This is a genomic window from Rhizobium sp. P28RR-XV, assembly GCF_012641385.1.
Taxonomy (GTDB): domain Bacteria; phylum Pseudomonadota; class Alphaproteobacteria; order Rhizobiales; family Rhizobiaceae; genus Rhizobium.
The window spans coordinates 359160-375596 of sequence record NZ_JABAIG010000007.1 but is presented as its reverse complement, the minus strand read 5'-3'; the positions used below and the strand labels follow the sequence as shown (position 1 = coordinate 375596).

Here is a 16437-nt window from a genome sequence, read left to right as displayed (position 1 = left end):
GCCAGAGGTTTTTTGCGTTTGGAGACAAGATTGAGCGTCAAGGCCTCAACGGCACGGACGGTAACCGTCGCGACTGTCCAGTTCGAACCGATCGTCGGTGATCGTGTCCATAATCTTGCTGCCATCGAGCGGCTGGCGAGGACGGCGAAAGCCCAAGGTGCGGAGATCCTTGTCCTGCCGGAGCTGGCCGATAGCGGCTATAGCTTCCGGGACGGCGACGAGGTTGCAGCATTGGCCGGCCCGGTGCCAGGCGGTCAGAGTGCTGAGCTGCTGCGCCGTCTTGCCGGGGAGCTCGGTCTCTACATCGTCAGTGGTATAGCCGAGCAGGACGGCGATCGGTTTTACAACAGCGCTCTTCTGTGCGGTCCAGAGGGATATATCGGCAAATACCGCAAGCTCCATCTCTGGAACGATGAAAATCGTTTTTTCAAGAAAGGCGATCTTGGGTTGCCGGTTTTCGATCTGCCCTTTGGGCGCATCGGTATCGCGATCTGCTACGATGGCTGGTTTCCCGAAACGTTTCGCGAGCTGGCGCTGGCCGGTGCCGAGCTGGTCTGCGTGCCCACCAACTGGGTGCCGATGGCCGGCGCGGAAAGCGCTCCCGAGCCGATGGCCAATATTCTGCACAAGGCCGCCGCGCACACCAACGGCCTTTACATCGCCTGCGCCGACCGGATCGGCATCGAGCGCGGCCAACTCTTCATCGGCCGCAGCCTTATTGTCGGCCCTCAAGGCTGGCCAGTGTCCGGTCCGGCGAGCACGGATCGCGAGGAAATCCTCTTTGCGCAAATCGATCTGTCGCGCGTGGCTGAAATTCGCACGCTCAACAGCTTCAATCATCTGCTCGGCGACCGCCGCGCAGATGTCTACGGGTAATGATATCAACCCAAATCAAAAAAAGGGAACAAAATGCAAATGAAAACCATCGTCCTCACACTGGCATCGGCGGCATGCGCCACAGCAGCTTTTGCCGCGGACCCGATCAAGATCGGCGTACCGGTCGGGCTCTCCGGAGCAAACAGCGTGGTCGCGCCGTCCGTCGTTCAGGCTGCCCAACTCGCCGTTGAAGAAATCAATGCCAAAGGCGGGGTGCTCGGACGCGCGCTGGAGCTTGAGATCGCCGACGACGCATCCGGTGCGGCCGGCGCGCAAAAAGCCTTCGATTCCCTTGTCTTCCAGAAGGAGGTGAATGTCGTCATCTCCATGGAGACGAGTGCCGCTCGCAATGCTGGACTGCCGATCATTTCAAAGGGCGACGTGCCGTATATCTACACGTCCTTCTACGAAGGCAAATCCTGCAACGCCAATCTCTTCGTCGATGCCTGGGTTCCCGAGCAACAGGTTCCGCCCGTCGTCGACAATTTCATGAGCAAACAGGGCGCGAAGAAGTTCTTCCTCATCGGCTCGGATTATGCCTTCGGGCGTGGCATGCTGAGCTTTGCCAAAGGCTATATCGAAAAAGCCGGCGCCCAGGTCGTCGGCGAGGAATATCTGCCGATGGACGGCAGCGACTGGACGGCGATCATCTCCAAGATCAAGTCCTCCGGGGCCGATGCCATCATCACGTCGACGGCCGGCGGCGCACCGAACGTGACCTTGACCAAACAACTGCGCTCGGCCGGCGTCACCCTGCCTTACGGCAATCTCGCCGTCGACGAGGGAACCGCCAAGAGCATGGGCGCGGATGCCAAGGGCATCTTTCTCTCCGCTTCCTACGTGACCGGTATCGACAGCCCCGAAAACAAGGCGTTTCTCTCGGCCATGGACAAGAAGTTCGGCAAGGAGCTGCGCACTCCCAACGACCTTTCCGTCCCGCAATATGAGGCGATCTACCTTTACAAGGCAGCCGTCGAGAAGGCCGGCAGCACCGATACGGCAAAGGTTCTCAAGGCTCTTCCCGAGGTATCCTTCACCGGTCCGCGCGGCAAGAACTCCATGAACAAGCAGCACCACGCGCCGCTGACCATGTATCTTGGCCAGGTAAAGGATGACGGCAGCGTCGCGGTCGTCGATAGCTTTAAGGACGTCGATCCCGGCAACCAGTGCCCGAAGCTCTGAAACCAGAGTGGCGGGGCAGGATGCCCCGCCTCCAGCATCGGAGTTCCAGAAATGACGCTCTTTTTCGATATCGTCAGCACTGCAGCCATTCTCTTCATCGTTGCCGCGGGGCTGCTTGCGATCTTCGGCGTGCTGAAGATCATCAATTTCGCGCATGGCGCATGGCTGACCATCGGGGCTTACTGCGCTGTGGTCGTCAGCGGATTCGGCCTCAATCCATGGCTTGCCATTCCCTTCGCCTTCCTAGTCGGAGCAGTTCTCGGCGGTATCGCCGAACGGTTCATCGTCCGGCCTTTGTATCGCCGGCCACTCGATGCCATTCTTGCGACCTGGGGCCTTGGCATCGTCATCGGCCAGCTCATCACCCTTTGGTTTGGCCGCGATGTGCAGTTCACCCCGGCGCTACTTCCCGGCACTTTCGATCTGTTTGGCGTCGGCTATTCGTCCTACCGCCTTTTCGCCATTGTCGCCGCGATCGCGCTGGGCCTCGGCTTCACCTTTCTTTTGGATGGCACACGCCTTGGTCTTTCCGCCCGGGCCGTCATCATGAACGAAACGCTGGCGCGCGTACTCGGCATTGATACGGAAAAGGTGCGGCTCGCAACTTTCATGATCGGCGCCGGCCTTGCCGCCTTGGCCGGCGTGCTGCTCGCACCGCTGACCAGCGTCGATCCCAATATGGGCGTCGCCTGGCTGACGGGCGCATTCATGCTGGTGATAGTAGCAGGCTCTTCTTTCGGTGCGCTTGCTGCCGCCTGTCTCATCTTCGGTGCCGCTCAGGTACTGGTCAGCACCTATTTCAGTCCCATCCTCGGCGGCATCACCGTAGCCGTCCTCTGCGCGGTCGTGCTGCGCATACGCCCGAAAGGATTTGCCCGTGCCTGATAAACAGAAACTCCGGCTTGTCCTGCTATTGCTGCTGGCGCTCGCCGCAATCCTGCTGATTGTCTTTGGACCGATGTTTCTTGGCCGCTTCAGTCTCAACGTCCTCACACGGTCGATGATCTACGCCATGCTGGCGATCACTGTCGACTTGCTCTGGGGCTATACGGGCGTGCTCACCTTCGGGCAGGCGGCATTTTTTGGTGTTGGTGCCTATGCCACCGCGATGGTTCTCACCCATATTGGCGCAAGTCCGCCCTTATTTCTCCTCGCGCTTGCCGTCGCCATCCTCGTTCCGCTCCTGCTTGGCCTTGCGGTCGGCTGGCTGTCTTTCTATCATGGGTCGACGCCGCTCTATGCCACCGTGATTTCGCTCGTCGTACCGATCGTCATCACACAGCTCATCTTTTCGGGCGGCACTTGGACCGGTTCATCGAGCGGCCTCGTCGGTTACGAAACTCTCCCGCTCGGGCTTCCCGGCTATTTCCGCTTGTCGGGCGCGTGCCTGCTGGTCTTGGCCGTTCTTGCAATAATCTTTGTCCGGTCGGACGCCGGCCGTCTGCTCGGTGCAATCCGCGACAACGAATCGCGCATCGCTTATCTTGGCATGAACCCAGCTCGGCTGAAGATCGTCCTGACGAGCGTTCTAGCTGGCGTATGCGGCCTGGCGGGCTTCCTTTATGCCAACGCATCCGGTGTCGTCGCACCTGAGAACACCGGCTTCGTTTTCGGCACCGAACTCGTCGTCTGGACGGCGCTCGGCGGCCGCGGGACGATTGTCGGCCCCCTGGTCGGGGCAGTTGGTATCGATTATCTGAGCGCCAGTCTCTCTGGCGACCTGCCCTTCTTGTGGCAATTGATCGTTGGCGCGCTTTTCGTCCTTATGATCATCGTCTTGCCTGGAGGCCTTGCATCGCTTGTGACGCGTTTCCTGCAATCGGCAAGCTCCAACAGCACTCTGAAGTCATTTCCGGCGCCGACAGCCCTTAATGAGGGGGGCGTCGCAGGCAAAAATCTTCTGTCGATCCGTGGCCTCGGCAAGGCCTATGGCAGCCTCTCCGTCCTCAAGGGGATCGATCTTGAAATTGGAAGGGGAGAGCTCGTCAGCCTCGTCGGCCCGAACGGTGCCGGTAAGACCACACTGATGCGCTGCCTCTCGGACGGCACTCAGCAGATCGAAGGCCAGGTGGATATCGGTGGCACGAGCATCGCCGGTCGCGCGCCTGAACGGATCGTCGCGCTCGGCGTCGGGCGCAAATTCCAGATCGCCAGCATCTTCGACAGCATGACCATTGGCCAGTGCCTGAAGATGGCGCGTCTCAGCCATGAAACGCCCAGCCCGGTGCGATCGCTTGCCGAGATAATACTGCCTGCGGCTGCAATCGAGATTCTGACGTTGACGGGCATGGCGGACATGCTCGACAAGCCGGTATCGCTGCTGTCGCATGGTCAAAGGCAGGCTCTCGAACTGGCGATGGTCGTCGCTCTGGAACCTCGCGTCATTCTTCTCGACGAACCGACGGCGGGTCTCACCAAGACCGAGCGTATGACCATCGGTACCATTCTCAGGAAGCTGACGGAGGAGATGGGGTTTGCCGCCATCCTGGTCGAGCACGATCTGGATTTCGTGCGCAATATATCGAGCCGCATCGTCGTTCTCCATCAGGGCAAGCTCGTCCTCGACGGCACCGTGGATGAGATTGTCAATTCCGAAACGGTCCGTACCATCTACGCGGGAGGCGCCCATGGCTGAAGCGTTCAAACTCAAGCTCACTGGCGTATCGAGTGGATATGGTGCGGTCGATGTCGTCAATGGCGTGTCGCTCGCCATTCGGCCGGGCGAGATCTTCGCCCTCATGGGCAAAAACGGCATGGGCAAGACAACGCTGCTGAAGACGATTCTTGGCTTCCTGCGTGTTGGCAAAGGCAAGATCGAGGTAGACGGTGCTGTTATTGCCGGCAGGAAGCCCACGGAGCTGATCGCCTCCGGCATCGGCTATGCGCCGCAGGAGTTGCCGCTGTTTCAGGATCTTTCCATCCGCGACAATCTGCGCCTGGCGCTCACGAACGATCACGATCTGGCATCCGCTCTGGACAGGGTCTACGGCTATTTCCCGTTCCTGAAGGACCGTCTGGTTCAGAAGGCCGGGACCCTGTCGGGCGGGGAACAGAAGATGCTGATCCTGGCGCGTGCGCTGATGCTGCGGCCAAAGCTCCTTCTGATCGATGAGATTTCCGAGGGCCTCCAACCCTCCGTCGTCCACAACATCGCCGATGCATTGAGGGATGACCGTGAGAGGCGCGGCACGACCATCCTTCTGGTCGAGCAGAACCTGGACTTCGCTCTTTCCGTGGCGGATCGCTGGGCTATTCTCAAACTCGGGACGATCGAGGACGAAAGTTCCAATGGGCCGGACAGCCGCGGCCGCGTTCTGCAGCATCTGAAAATCTAGGGAGCGGGCATGCGGCTGCCGGCCCGCTTTCCGGCCTTCGCCTGGCCGTCAAGGATCTTTCAGATGTTAGTGGTTATCCGGCGGCCGCCAGCAATGCCATGTTATTCGCTACCTCCGGCATCAAGACGTCGACAGCACCCCTAGTTCAGACCCCTCTTGCATGCGGGTGCCGAGTTTGTCGGCAAGACCAATACGGATGAACTCGTCTATTCCCTCATCGGCGGCAACATCCAGCTCGGTATGCCGATCAATCCTTCCGATCCCGATCTCATTCCGGGTGATTCATCTTCGGGCTCGGCCGTCGCGGCCGCTGCGGGCCTTGCGGATATCGGCCTCGGAACGGATACGTCCGGCTCCATCCGTCTGCCCGCCGCCATCGCCGGACTCATCGGCTGGCAGCCGAGATCTTGTGCGGAACGGGCGGTTCGGTACTGAGACCGAGGCGGTGCGTGCAGGTATTCGCATGCTTGCCGATCACGAACTCAAAATGCAGGCCCTTCGCAGAGATATCCAGAAGGCCGATGACGAAATTGAATCCGGCCTTGGGAAAGAATATGCCAGTGGTGCTGAGTTACTCAAAGACGTTATGCACGAAGGATAGGGCCATCAAACCGAAGCGCCTGATTATTGCGCCGTCCGCGATCAGCGACCTGCGGAGCATAAGGCGTTATATCGCCGAAACTAGCCCTCACTATGCCCAGGAATTTCTGACCGATCTGACGGCCAAGATCGCATGGATTGCAGAGGTTGATTTCACGGGTTCGCCTCGCGACCACATCGCTCCGGGCTTGCGTGGGCTCCCCCTACCGAAACCGCTGCATCTACTATCGTTCATATTCAGATAGAATCGTTGTCCTCCGCGTCAAACACGGTGCCGAAGACATAAAGCCTCAGGACTTCGAGTGAACGCGCCGTGAAGACACCCCGGTGTGTCAATCGTTGCGAACGGACTGCACCTGCGGCAACCGCTCAAAGGCGGGGGCGCCGACGGCGATACCGTCAATGACATTCCCAAACGGAGTAAAGATTTAAACAATGGCACATGAGCCTATCACCGCGCTTCTTCCGAATTCAGGCGGCCACCAGTTTGTAATGTATGGCGATTCATGTTCCGGCACCGGCCTCGCCACGCAATATGTGCCATTCGCCAACATAGAACGTAGCCTCATAAAAACTGTCGCTGTTTGTGGCCTTTGCCACGACCTACTGCGGTACCAACTCTCCGAGAAAGAGCTGATAGATCGGATAGGGCCGCTTGCTTTGATCCATTTTGCCGGCCGCTATGCCGAGATTCAATGGTGCTTGGCTGTCGTTACCCCGCGTCTGCGCCAGGAAGCGCCAGAGATCATGCTTCCCATTTATGTTCACTTCGAATAATCCATTCAAAGTGACACCTCCCGGTTCCAGCGAAGGAGCCGTCCACTGCATCAAATTCGGACCCAATGGATATGGCTTTTTAAGCGGCCCACTGTCAGGCGTTCCCGCAGGGAACAAATTCAGAGGTCTTGCGCTTTGTAAGGCGTCCAGGGAAAGCGTAAAGTGTCGACAGCAGAGGTCAAAGCCAGGATTGCGCTCGATCTCGACGCAGATCCCCAAGCGGTATTTGCCGCATGGGTCGACCCGTCGATGATGGAGCGCTGGCTGTTTAAATCGCCGACCAACACGCTCAAAGCACAAACCGACCCTCGGGCGGGTGGCGCCTTTTCAATTGTCGAACACGAGGGTAGTCACATCATCACGCATGACGGTCGGTACGCGATTTGCGAGGCGCCTACACGCCTGTCATTCAGTTTGGCGGTGCCCCAACACTTCGCCGGCCTGGCACAGATCGATGTGACGATCAGACCAAGGGGGGCAGGCTCGCACTTGGATTTCCAGGCGAGCGGCGCCGGACCGCCTGGCGCGCAACAGCTTTGGAAGAAAATGCTAGCGAACCTCGCCCAGGTAGCCAAAGCTGATTGAACATGCACGCAAGGCTTGGCTCGGTAACGGCCGTAGATAACTGCAATTGGCCTTTAGCCGGACTTCAGTTCGATGGACCAACTCGCTGGTCGAAGCCATCTTTGCTTCTTCACGATCTCTGGCCGCGCACGTGTGGTCGTCACAGAACTGCGCCTTAGCCGACCGGATCGTAGGTCAAGATCACAACACCCGAACTGAGCGTCTTCGAGCTGGCGAGCCGCAGTTTTGCGGAGTGCCCACCCTCGATGAATAGGCGTCTCCCGCCGCCGATCACGAACGGATGCACCCAGACTCGGTACTCGTCGACAAGGCCGTGCTTCATCAGCGTTTGCAGGAGTAACGCGCTGCCATACATCTCGATGTCCTTGCCAGGCTCTAGCTTCAGTTTGGCAATCTCCTCGGCGACATCACCACTCGTCAGCTTGGCGTTCCACTCTAACGGCTCGGCCAGTGTCCGTGAGGCGACAAGCTTCGGGATGCTGTTCATCCGCTCGAGGTAGGGGCCGCCTTTGATCTTGCCCCACTTCTTTGACAGAAGCTCATAGGTGGTGCGTCCGCATAGGAAATAGTCGGCCTCCATCAGGTGCTCGAGCGAGTCTTTCTCGGCTTCCTCAGTGAAGTATGGGTTGGCCCAGCCACCCTGCTCAGTCTCACCGAAACCACCTGGATCTTGGATCACGCCATCAAGCGTGACGAGCGTCGATACTTTCAGCTTTCTCATCTCAATTTCCTTCCCTTCTCAAACACCGCGCATCCTAATTTTCGGAAGGGCCCGCATGGCGCGTGTTCCCCCTTTACCTTCCTCAGCAGACGCCAGTCGCGGATTCGCGCCTCATTATGCAATGCTCCGCTTTTCGAAATGGAGGAAGGCAGCGCCCGCGAATAGGACCAAGATGACCCCTGCCGCCAGGAACGAGAGCGTGTAACCGAACGCAGGGGCTAGACCGCCGAGAGCGAAGCCTCCGATGCCCAGCCCTGCATCATAGGCTCCATTCCAGAGTGCACCCACGGCGTCCGCCTGCGCCGGCTTGGCTTGAGCGAGCAGCCGGCAGAGGCTGGCGCTCTGCGCGACGCCGAAAGCGATGCCGCTCACCGCCATCCCAATCATTACTGCGAAGACTCCCGGCGCCGCGAGGAAGAGCAAGCCGGCGATGGAGAGCCCCGTCGCTGCGATCAGCGCCCCACGGGGACCATGCCGATCGATCGGCCGGCCCGCCGCCCAGCGAGCGCATGCCGCGAACAACATCTGGAGGAGGAGAGCGATTATGATCGTAGCCTGATCGAGTTCCGGATGCGCCAAGGGCAGGAAGGTTATCGCAGCACCGACCACGACGGCGCCCTGGGCCAGCGCCGTGATTGGCCAAACCGTCGCGCGAAGCGGCGGAAACGAAGAGGCGTGACCCGTATCGTGAGGAGCCGGGCTGCCTTCGGGAAGAAGCGCGACGGTAAGCAAGGCGGCGACCGCGAAAGCTACGGCAACGCCAGCCGTTCCGCCGGGGCCGAGGGTTGCGAGCGAATAGGGGCCGAGCGGGACGGCGACGATGGCCGGGATCGCGGAGGCGACACCAAATGCGCCCATCGCCTCTGTGCGCCGCACCGGCGGCGCCAGTTGCGCGGCCAGGCCGCTGGCCGCAACCAGCAGGATTCCAACCCCAAACCCGCGGGCGGCACAAGTGGCAAGGAGCAGTGCAAGCGAGGTCGAGAACGTCGCGAGACAGGGGAGTGTCATCGTGAGCAGCGCCGCCGCCAGCGCGCGGCGGCGCCCGAGCCTGACGATCACTCGGGGCGCGATCAATTCGCCGATGATGGTCGTCGTCATCAATGCGCCGGTGGACAAGCCCGCAGCTGACGCGCCGCCAAGCGCGGCAGCGTGCGCCGGAATCGCGGAGAAAAGCAGATAGAAGCTTCCCATCGCGGTCAGCATTAAACCGGCCAACGTCAGGATCGCGGGAGTGAGGATCGCCGTCCTGCTTCCATCGTCCGGGATAGGTGTTGCGGTGGCTGCGATCGACATCTCGGCGTCTCTGGTTGTGACTATGCGTTCGATTCCTAACGTGCTAGTGGTCTACTGAACATGGCCAGTTCCGATGCAAATTCATTGCCCAGTTTGGCGGATGGACTTCCCCTGTCGGTCGATCGAGGCATTCCGGAGACCCTCGCGGCCCAGCTCCGCCGCGGGATCCTCGACCTGATCCGTACCGGTGCGCTACGTGCCGGCGTCCGCCTGCCTTCGACGCGCGTGCTTGCGGCGCAGCTTGACATCTCGCGACCGCTCGTGGTCGACACCTATGCGCAACTGGCCGCCGAGGGCTATCTGAGTCTTCGCCGCGGCGCCCGACCTGTGGTCGCCGGGGAAGCCGTGGCGGCTCCTGGAAGCGAGGAGGTGTTGGCGGAGCTTGAACAAATCCGGTTCGACCTTCGACCGGCCATACCGGATCTGTCGATGTTTCCCAGGCGCCTTTGGCTCCGTTCGCTGCGAAAGGTCCTCACGGACCTTCCCGCAAGCGATCTTGGCTATGGCGATCTGCGGGGCAGTCCCGTGTTGCGTCACGCGCTGGCAGATTATCTCGGCCGGGTCCGCGGCGTGATCGCCGATCCGGCATCCATCTTCGTCACGAGTGGCTTCGCGGAGGCGCGCGCGCTCGCCTGCGCGGCGTTTTACGCGAAGGGCGTGCGTGGTCTGGCAGTGGAGGATCCCAGCTACAGCGACTGGGTTGCGGTAGACAAATCGTGCCTGCGGCGCGCGCCTGTACCGGTGGATGCGGAAGGTCTGGACGTGCCGCAACTTGCCGCCCTCTCGGTCGAAGCCGTGTTCGTCACGCCAGCGCACCAGTTTCCAATCGGAGGCGTGCTGAGCGCGGCGCGGCGCCAGGAACTGGTGCGCTGGCTGCGGGAACGTGACGCATTCGCCCTCGAGGACGACTACGATGCAGAATTCCGCTACGATCAGGCGCCGATCGGCGCCTTGCAGGGCCTTGCGCCCGATCGCGTCATCTACGCGGGAACCGCCAGCAAGACGCTCGCACCGGCGCTGCGGCTCGGCTGGCTGGTCGTGCCGCCTGACCTTGCGGAGTCGATGGCAGGTGAGTTGCGCCGCTGGAGCGAGGGGCCGCCGAGGATCGACCAGGATGCGCTGGCCGACATGATTGACAGCGGGGCGTATGACCGGCACCTGCGCAAGATGCGCCGCTTCTATCGTGACCGCCGCGACCGGTTGCTCTCCTGCCTGACGTCGGCCCTCCCTGAGCTCGCAACCGAGGGCGCTGCCGCCGGGCTCCACGTGACGCTTCGCCTGCCTGACCAGATAGACGCGACCGGCGAGGCCCGCATCATCGACCATTTGCGGCGCCACGGCGTCGCGACCGAGGGGCTCGGGCGCTACAGCACGACTTGTTCTGGACCTCGTCGTCTGTTCGTCGGATATGGCCGCATCGCCGACAGCGCAATCGAGCCAAGCATCAAGATTCTCGCGAAGGCCATCCGCGAGTTGGCCGCGTAAGGGCTTAGGTTCTTGGCGGGTCAACGAGCACCTGGCGCGCTCTTCGAACCGCCATCGCACAATGCGTCCGGCTGAACTGGGGACCGAAGTTTCCCTCGGGGCCGATCGGCCTTTCCCTTCTCGCGATCCTATATGAACGCTCTTGTGCTGATCGATGGCGGTTTCCCGATCGGCTATTCGCAGCCTGTCCGTCCCATTGCCGCCGCTGCTTTTGATCTGGGAAGCGCCGACCAGAGTTTCCTTTGTCGATCGGCGGGAAACTGCAGCAGACAGCGCAACGATTTGTGCTGTCGCTCTAACGTTTATAAGCGGGACCACGACCCGCAGGACGCTGGTGATCGCGCACCGCTGCTCGATCGTGCGTGCGCAGGACCGACTACTGGTCTTCGACAAGTGAAAGATTGTGGAGGATGACCATCAAGACCCATTCGCCCCAATAACGGCATTTGTCGCCTGTTCGAGCGACAGGTACTCGAACTGACCAAGGCGCTGGTCGCATGAGACGAGGTGCCGGCGTTTGGTGCTCAGTTGCGCAGTACAAACGAAGCCTTGAGCCCGTTATTGCGGCCTTCAACGCAGGTCGGCCACCTTCGGCCTAAATCGTTCATCCCGAGCAGGCAAAGCCGATGTCCACCACTGAGGAATTTCAAACGTATAGCTCGCGTGATAAGAGGGTTGTCGGTTCTGCTCCTTTCAAGAGCGCGGAACAATCCATCGTTACGAGACGCCCTTTCGACGGAAAAGATATTCCCTGAGCGAACGCGAACTTCCTCAAGTTTCCCATGCGAAATCGGGCGCCAATTATACTTCGTCGCTAGCCTTTCCACGCAATCCCAATAGGGGCGACATGGCGGTTCCGAGCCGGCTGGTCGGGCTCATGGAGGGTTCGGCAAAGATCGTGTCGCGCCGGCGGAAGGTGTCGCGTTCTTCGCTCAGAATCTCGAGGGTCAGGCCGCTTGACGGCACAGAGTGGGAGCTCCCCACCATCCGGAATACTTGCCACAGAGCTCTATGGTTCAGCTTCAAATGCGCACGACGACCTTTCCGCCGGCGTCATTCGCCTCCATGATCACGTGTGCGGTCTGAATATCCTCGAAATCAAATACATGAATGGGTTTTGCCTGGAAGACCCCTCGCGCCGCATTGTCGACGATTTGCTGGAACGGAATCTCATCGAGCGGGTAATCTACAGTGCCAAAGGCGAAGGCGCTGGCGAATGTGCTGAGATGAACGCCGCTTGGCATTTGGAAGACGGGATCAAATCTGTCCAATGGCGCGCCCCCGCCGAGAAATCCCGCCAGACAGACACGACCGCCGCGCCGAAGTGCCGCCAAGGAGTCGAGCACGGTCGTTGTGCCAATCAGATCCAGCACGGCATCCACGCCAGTCGGCGCGATATCGCGTACTCTGGCACGCAATTCGCTGTCGCCAATTATGACATGCGTCGCGCCAAGCCGGTGGAGCACGTCCGCCCGCTGTTCTCTTCGCGTTGTGGCGATTGTTGTCGCTCCCAATCCTGCGGCGATGTTCAAGGCCGCTTGTCCTAGCGCCGAAGTTGCCCCGCGGATCAACAGCGTTTGGGTGGCTCGCAGTTGAAGATTAGCAATCACACAGGTCCAAGCGGTAGCGTAGGATTCAGGAAGGGCGGCGAGTTGCTCCCAAGGAAGATCGGTCTCAACAGGGACAACATTTTCGCGCGGGACGCTCACAAACTCCGCATAGGAGCCATTACGTGTACGTCCCATTCCTCCCATGAGAGCGATAATCTTTTGGCCGGGCGTATAGATTCCCTCGGGATCGGTCTCGACGATGCCGGCGCACTCAATTCCGCTGATCTCGGCCACCTGGCCCCAGGCGCCGCTCCGAAAATAAAGCTCCGCTCGGTTCAGACCAAAGGCTTTCACGGCGATCAGGACCTCGCCCGGCCGAGGTTCCGGTTTGGGCCGCTCGGCGAAACTGAGAACTTCTGGGCCGCCTGGGTTGGTGATGACAATGGCGCGCATGCTGTGCTCCTCTTCTTCTTCGCGGCAGATATACAGGCAAGGCCGTCTGATTTATTTTACAAAGTGTCTTCAAACATTGTAGATTTGTTTCGATGAATGGTCTGACGCTTGCCCAACTTCGCTCAATCGATGCCGTCGTTTCGGAAGGATCGCTGCAGGCCGCCGCGCTCAGGCTTGGGCGCACTCATCCAACGCTGCATACGGCTATCACCAACGTCGAAAACCAAATCGGCTTTCCCCTGTTCGATCGGGCTGGTTATCGCATGACGCTCACGCCCGTCGGAGAGGCGTTCTTGTCACGCGCCAGGCGCGTCCTGGCGGAAATGGCGGACCTTCAGGTCTATGCGGCACACCTTGCCGCTGGCGAGGAAAGCGAGGTACGGGTTGTGATCGGCGATCTATCGCCGCTTCCTGAAATGCTTCAACTCCTGCGCACCTTCTTCGACGGTCGTCCAGCCACTCGCTTGCACCTTCAATTCGCCGCGATTTCCGGCCCATGGGAGCTGTTAATGCAGGATCGTACGGACTTGATCCTACATCACGTCGACCAAAGCGATCCGCGCTTTGAAACGATCAATCTTCGACGTATTCGGCTGATTCCCGTCGTCGCTCCGAATTTTCTGCCTTTTCCAGTGGAGGAGGCGTCGCTGGAGCGGATGCGGGACCTCGTTCAATGCATCATTCGAGATAGTGCGGAACAATGGCCCGCTAAGAGTTACTACGTCATCGAAGGCGCCCGCACCTGCACCGTCAGTGATCAACTCATGAAAAAAGAAGTGATCCTACAGGGACTTGGTTGGGGACATATGCCGGATTTTCTTGTCGATGCTGAGTTGCGCGACGGCCGTTTGATCTCCATGGCCAATAGCTATTTCCATGGCGGCGTGATCGAGCTTGTCGCCGCGCGCCGAGCCGGGCGCGCGCATGGGCCAGCAGCATCGGCACTCTGGCGTGTATTGCAGGCGAGCGCCGATTCCAATCATAAGCCCTGATTTACGCTGACAAGGGTCGAGAATCGTAAGTCTCGGGCCTTAAACCATACCGGGATCAATGAATCCGGCATGGCTCCCCTGCTGTCGCATGGTCAGTCTCGCTTCAAAGGTCAGCTTATCGCATTGCGAGAACGGCCTCTTCAAGGAAGGTCTCGATGCCCGCCCGTGCGCTTTCCGTCGCCCGGCGTCACAAGGAAAAGAACGACACAAAGCCCCGGTGAAGGCGACCGCCGTCATCACCATAGCAAACATCGAAAGCCGAAAATATCCGCAATTCGCGTGATCAGCTTCCTTTGAAAAGAGCCTGCTGATCCCCATGACTTTGCCCCATATCGCGCGAGTCCGGGCAGGTGCTTAGGCGGCGCCTGGAGGGTCGACCAACTTTGCACTGACCGCAAAAGTATCAGTGACGATGAAAAGCAGTCTCATATCGAGGCGAACTGCTGATTAGGCGATTAGCAAAAATCTCCAGTAAGTAAAAGAACTCGATAACGTCGCGGTAAGCTCTAACGAATAGGCTTAGTTTACTTGTTAAATATCGAGGACGATCGGCAGCGATGCGCTTTCTACATTTCAGGCTCGTCGGCCCGGCGATTGTCGGCATAGCCTTATTCATCGCTGCGATGGCCACGTTTCCTTATTATGGCGTGAAACGCATTGATGCAGAGGCAAGACGGAGCCAGGAGATGCTCGTTGAGCGTAATATCTCTTTGTGGATCTCTGACATCGAATTTTCCCTGACAGCTTGGACCATCTGGGACGAAGCAATCGCAAAGCTGGATAATACCTTCGACGCAGACTGGACGGACAGAAACATAGGCGCGTCCTTAATCGGTACGTCGAGGACACGCTCGGTGGCTGTCCTCAATTCCCAGAACACCATCATCTATTCCCGCACGGATGACACGGTAAAGAATGGGCCCTTCTTCGTGCGTGGCCCCACCTCCATGGTCCAGGATGCCGCCGATCTGCTGAGAAATATCCGCTCTCGGGAGCACCAACCGAAGAAGACCGGCATTCCATCTCCGCTTGCGACCAGCCGGATCGAGGTCATTGGGGACGAAGCGGTGCTCCTTTCGGTCAGCCTATTCCAGCCCGATCTTGGGACATCCAAGCCGAAAGGGGAGCGCGCGCCTGTCTTGATCACCGCGATGCCAATCGGTAGTACCCTACAGGATTTTTTCGGAAAGCGCTTCCTGCTCGACGACGCCCAAATCAGTCCTCTCCCCGCGGTTGCGCCGGATCGCGCCCGTGCAGAAATCGCCGTTGGAGCGGGGGGAGAGATTGAGGTTCTCTCCTGGCTTCCGCCAACACCTGCGTCCGATGTCCTCTGGCAGTCGTCGCCTCTAATCCTGACCGTGGGACTCGTTCTTGCTGCCGGCGCTGTTGCGATGATTCGCATCACGCAGACGACAGCGAAGATGCTGGTGAACCGGGAACGACAGATGTGGCACGCCGCGACCCATGATTTTCTAACGGGCCTCGCTAATCGCTCGCTCTTGAATTCGGAATTTATGGCATTGGCGGAGAAGGGCACTTTCAGCGTCGTTTGTCTCGATCTGGATGGCTTCAAGGCCGTCAACGATGCCCACGGGCATGCGGTTGGCGACGAGCTCTTGAAGGTCGTCGCTTCAAGGCTTCGAGCAGGCGTTCGCACGGAAGATAAGCTGTTTCGGTTGGGCGGCGATGAGTTCGCCATCATGGTGCCTTGCCTGTCAGCAACGCAAGCGGCGGACATGTGCCGACACCTCTCAAGCTCTCTTTCCGGCAAAATGAAACTGTCGGGCTGCGAAGTGTCCATTGGCGCGTCGTTTGGGATCAGCGAAGTGACAGTGAATAGTCCAGGCTGCGAAGTTGCCTTGAAGTCAGCGGACGCGGCTCTCTACTGCGCGAAATCGGCCGGGCGTGGGAGCGTCGTCCTAGATGCAAACATGGGGGTTGACCAATTCGACTCATATCCTCTCAAAGCAGTGGGTTAATATCGTCACCTGCGAAGAGGCGATGTCGGCCCGCGATGGCCGTTGCTGATGACGGCAGGCCTTGTGCTGGTGCGACAGAGGCCGGGTTCGGCCAAGGGCGTCATGTTCCCGACCGTCGAGACCGGCCCAGCCAACGTCGTCGTCTGGCCAACACTCTTCGAACGCCGCCGGCGCATCGTGCTTGGATCCAGCATGATGGCGATCAATGGCCGCATTCAGCGCGAAGGGGACGTTGTGCATCTGATCGCCCAGCAGCTTTTTGATTTGACCGTCGATCTCTCCGGTCTTGCCGATCGCGATGAGACATTCAAGCTGCCGACCGGTCGCGGCGATGAATTCGCGCATGGGACGCCCGGAAGTCCGGATTCACGCGAGCGGGCGGCGATGAAGGTATGGGAGATTTATGAGCCTGATTTGCATATCCAAGATACGTGTTTAACGACATCGTTAAACACGTATCTTAAGCCATCAAGGCGTTAAGCGGCAGGCGATGCCAATCGGGCGGTGACGCCTCTTTTCAACCGAATAGCGGTTCTCGGACAGCTCTGCTAGAGAAGCGAAGGTTTGTCATCAGAGAGCTTCTTAATCGAGACGAATTCCTTGAATGGG

The 16437-nt window shown here is 59.5% G+C and carries 15 protein-coding genes and 2 pseudogenes; 13 read left to right on the top strand and 4 right to left on the bottom strand.

Annotated elements, in window-relative coordinates; all coding sequences use genetic code 11:
• Positions 1 to 30: 30 nt before the first annotated feature.
• The 9 genes and pseudogenes from HGP12_RS17490 to HGP12_RS17450 all read left to right on the top strand — a co-directional run bounded on the left by HGP12_RS17490 (position 31) and on the right by HGP12_RS17450 (position 7355).
• Positions 31 to 876 (top strand): nitrilase family protein, encoded by an 846-nt coding sequence (locus HGP12_RS17490; protein WP_168844181.1) that lies wholly within the window; start codon positions 31 to 33, stop codon positions 874 to 876.
• A gap of 33 nt (positions 877 to 909) precedes the next feature.
• Positions 910 to 2058: a substrate-binding protein gene (locus tag HGP12_RS17485; RefSeq protein ID WP_168879446.1), complete on the top strand. Its 1149-nt coding sequence runs from the start codon at positions 910 to 912 to the stop codon at positions 2056 to 2058.
• A gap of 51 nt (positions 2059 to 2109) precedes the next feature.
• On the top strand, positions 2110 to 2943 hold the full coding sequence (locus HGP12_RS17480) for a branched-chain amino acid ABC transporter permease (protein WP_168879445.1): 834 nt from the start codon (positions 2110 to 2112) through the stop codon (positions 2941 to 2943).
• Positions 2936 to 4693 carry an ABC transporter permease subunit gene (locus HGP12_RS17475; protein WP_168879444.1) on the top strand — a complete coding sequence of 586 codons (1758 nt, stop codon included), beginning with the start codon at positions 2936 to 2938 and terminating at the stop codon, positions 4691 to 4693. Before HGP12_RS17480 ends, HGP12_RS17475 begins: the two co-directional genes overlap by 8 nt.
• Positions 4686 to 5393, top strand: a complete 708-nt coding sequence (locus HGP12_RS17470; RefSeq protein ID WP_168879443.1) for an ABC transporter ATP-binding protein — start codon at positions 4686 to 4688, stop codon at positions 5391 to 5393. The genes HGP12_RS17475 and HGP12_RS17470 overlap by 8 nt, the downstream gene beginning before the upstream one ends.
• A gap of 41 nt (positions 5394 to 5434) precedes the next feature.
• Positions 5435 to 5822, top strand: a pseudogene (locus HGP12_RS17465) (amidase family protein); the annotation flags it as partial.
• A 34-nt stretch (positions 5823 to 5856) separates the two neighbouring features.
• The gene (locus HGP12_RS34145; RefSeq protein WP_246703444.1) at positions 5857 to 5994 is read left to right on the top strand and encodes a hypothetical protein; all 138 of its coding nucleotides are present in this window, start codon (positions 5857 to 5859) and stop codon (positions 5992 to 5994) included.
• Positions 5995 to 6428: 434 nt separating this feature from the next.
• Positions 6429 to 6770, top strand: a complete 342-nt coding sequence (locus HGP12_RS17455) for a hypothetical protein (protein ID WP_168879172.1) — start codon at positions 6429 to 6431, stop codon at positions 6768 to 6770.
• Positions 6771 to 6932: 162 nt separating this feature from the next.
• Positions 6933 to 7355, top strand: coding sequence for an SRPBCC domain-containing protein (locus HGP12_RS17450; RefSeq protein ID WP_168844175.1), 423 nt, complete (start codon positions 6933 to 6935; stop codon positions 7353 to 7355).
• A gap of 154 nt (positions 7356 to 7509) precedes the next feature.
• Here HGP12_RS17450 and HGP12_RS17445 read toward each other — a convergent pair whose 3' ends face one another.
• Both HGP12_RS17445 and HGP12_RS17440 read right to left on the bottom strand, forming a co-directional pair.
• Positions 7510 to 8076: a dihydrofolate reductase family protein gene (locus tag HGP12_RS17445; RefSeq protein WP_168879442.1), complete on the bottom strand. Its 567-nt coding sequence runs from the start codon at positions 8074 to 8076 to the stop codon at positions 7510 to 7512.
• A gap of 114 nt (positions 8077 to 8190) precedes the next feature.
• Positions 8191 to 9369, bottom strand: coding sequence for an MFS transporter (locus tag HGP12_RS17440; protein ID WP_168879441.1), 1179 nt, complete (start codon positions 9367 to 9369; stop codon positions 8191 to 8193).
• A 60-nt stretch (positions 9370 to 9429) separates the two neighbouring features.
• Here HGP12_RS17440 and HGP12_RS17435 point away from each other — a divergent pair, with 60 nt between their 5' ends.
• Positions 9430 to 10854 carry a PLP-dependent aminotransferase family protein gene (locus HGP12_RS17435; RefSeq protein WP_168879440.1) on the top strand — a complete coding sequence of 475 codons (1425 nt, stop codon included), beginning with the start codon at positions 9430 to 9432 and terminating at the stop codon, positions 10852 to 10854.
• A gap of 801 nt (positions 10855 to 11655) precedes the next feature.
• Here HGP12_RS17435 and HGP12_RS17430 read toward each other — a convergent pair.
• Both HGP12_RS17430 and HGP12_RS17425 read right to left on the bottom strand, forming a co-directional pair.
• Complete coding sequence (locus HGP12_RS17430) at positions 11656 to 11820, bottom strand: hypothetical protein (protein ID WP_168879439.1); 165 nt, start codon at positions 11818 to 11820, stop codon at positions 11656 to 11658.
• 56 nt (positions 11821 to 11876) lie between these two features.
• Complete coding sequence (locus tag HGP12_RS17425) at positions 11877 to 12857, bottom strand: zinc-binding dehydrogenase (RefSeq protein WP_168879438.1); 981 nt, start codon at positions 12855 to 12857, stop codon at positions 11877 to 11879.
• A gap of 92 nt (positions 12858 to 12949) precedes the next feature.
• Between HGP12_RS17425 and HGP12_RS17420 the strand changes: the two genes are divergently transcribed.
• From HGP12_RS17420 to dnaE2, 3 genes and pseudogenes are all read left to right on the top strand, one after another.
• Positions 12950 to 13849: a LysR family transcriptional regulator gene (locus tag HGP12_RS17420; RefSeq protein ID WP_168879437.1), complete on the top strand. Its 900-nt coding sequence runs from the start codon at positions 12950 to 12952 to the stop codon at positions 13847 to 13849.
• A 557-nt stretch (positions 13850 to 14406) separates the two neighbouring features.
• Positions 14407 to 15828: a diguanylate cyclase domain-containing protein gene (locus tag HGP12_RS17415; RefSeq protein WP_168879436.1), complete on the top strand. Its 1422-nt coding sequence runs from the start codon at positions 14407 to 14409 to the stop codon at positions 15826 to 15828.
• Position 15829: 1 nt separating this feature from the next.
• A pseudogene (gene dnaE2 / locus HGP12_RS17410) lies at positions 15830 to 16308 on the top strand (error-prone DNA polymerase); the annotation flags it as partial.
• Between the last annotated feature and the right edge of the window lie 129 nt (positions 16309 to 16437).

Coding starts and splice junctions, on each gene's coding strand:
- HGP12_RS17485 (WP_168879446.1), top strand. CDS start 910: ATGCAAATGAAAACCATCGTCCTCACACTGGCATCGGCGGCATGCGCC.
- HGP12_RS17480 (WP_168879445.1), top strand. CDS start 2,110: ATGACGCTCTTTTTCGATATCGTCAGCACTGCAGCCATTCTCTTCATC.
- HGP12_RS17470 (WP_168879443.1), top strand. CDS start 4,686: ATGGCTGAAGCGTTCAAACTCAAGCTCACTGGCGTATCGAGTGGATAT.
- HGP12_RS34145 (WP_246703444.1), top strand. CDS start 5,857: ATGCTTGCCGATCACGAACTCAAAATGCAGGCCCTTCGCAGAGATATC.
- HGP12_RS17455 (WP_168879172.1), top strand. CDS start 6,429: ATGGCACATGAGCCTATCACCGCGCTTCTTCCGAATTCAGGCGGCCAC.
- HGP12_RS17445 (WP_168879442.1), bottom strand. CDS start 8,076: ATGAGAAAGCTGAAAGTATCGACGCTCGTCACGCTTGATGGCGTGATC.
- HGP12_RS17440 (WP_168879441.1), bottom strand. CDS start 9,369: ATGTCGATCGCAGCCACCGCAACACCTATCCCGGACGATGGAAGCAGG.
- HGP12_RS17435 (WP_168879440.1), top strand. CDS start 9,430: ATGGCCAGTTCCGATGCAAATTCATTGCCCAGTTTGGCGGATGGACTT.
- HGP12_RS17425 (WP_168879438.1), bottom strand. CDS start 12,857: ATGCGCGCCATTGTCATCACCAACCCAGGCGGCCCAGAAGTTCTCAGT.
- HGP12_RS17420 (WP_168879437.1), top strand. CDS start 12,950: ATGAATGGTCTGACGCTTGCCCAACTTCGCTCAATCGATGCCGTCGTT.
- HGP12_RS17415 (WP_168879436.1), top strand. CDS start 14,407: ATGCGCTTTCTACATTTCAGGCTCGTCGGCCCGGCGATTGTCGGCATA.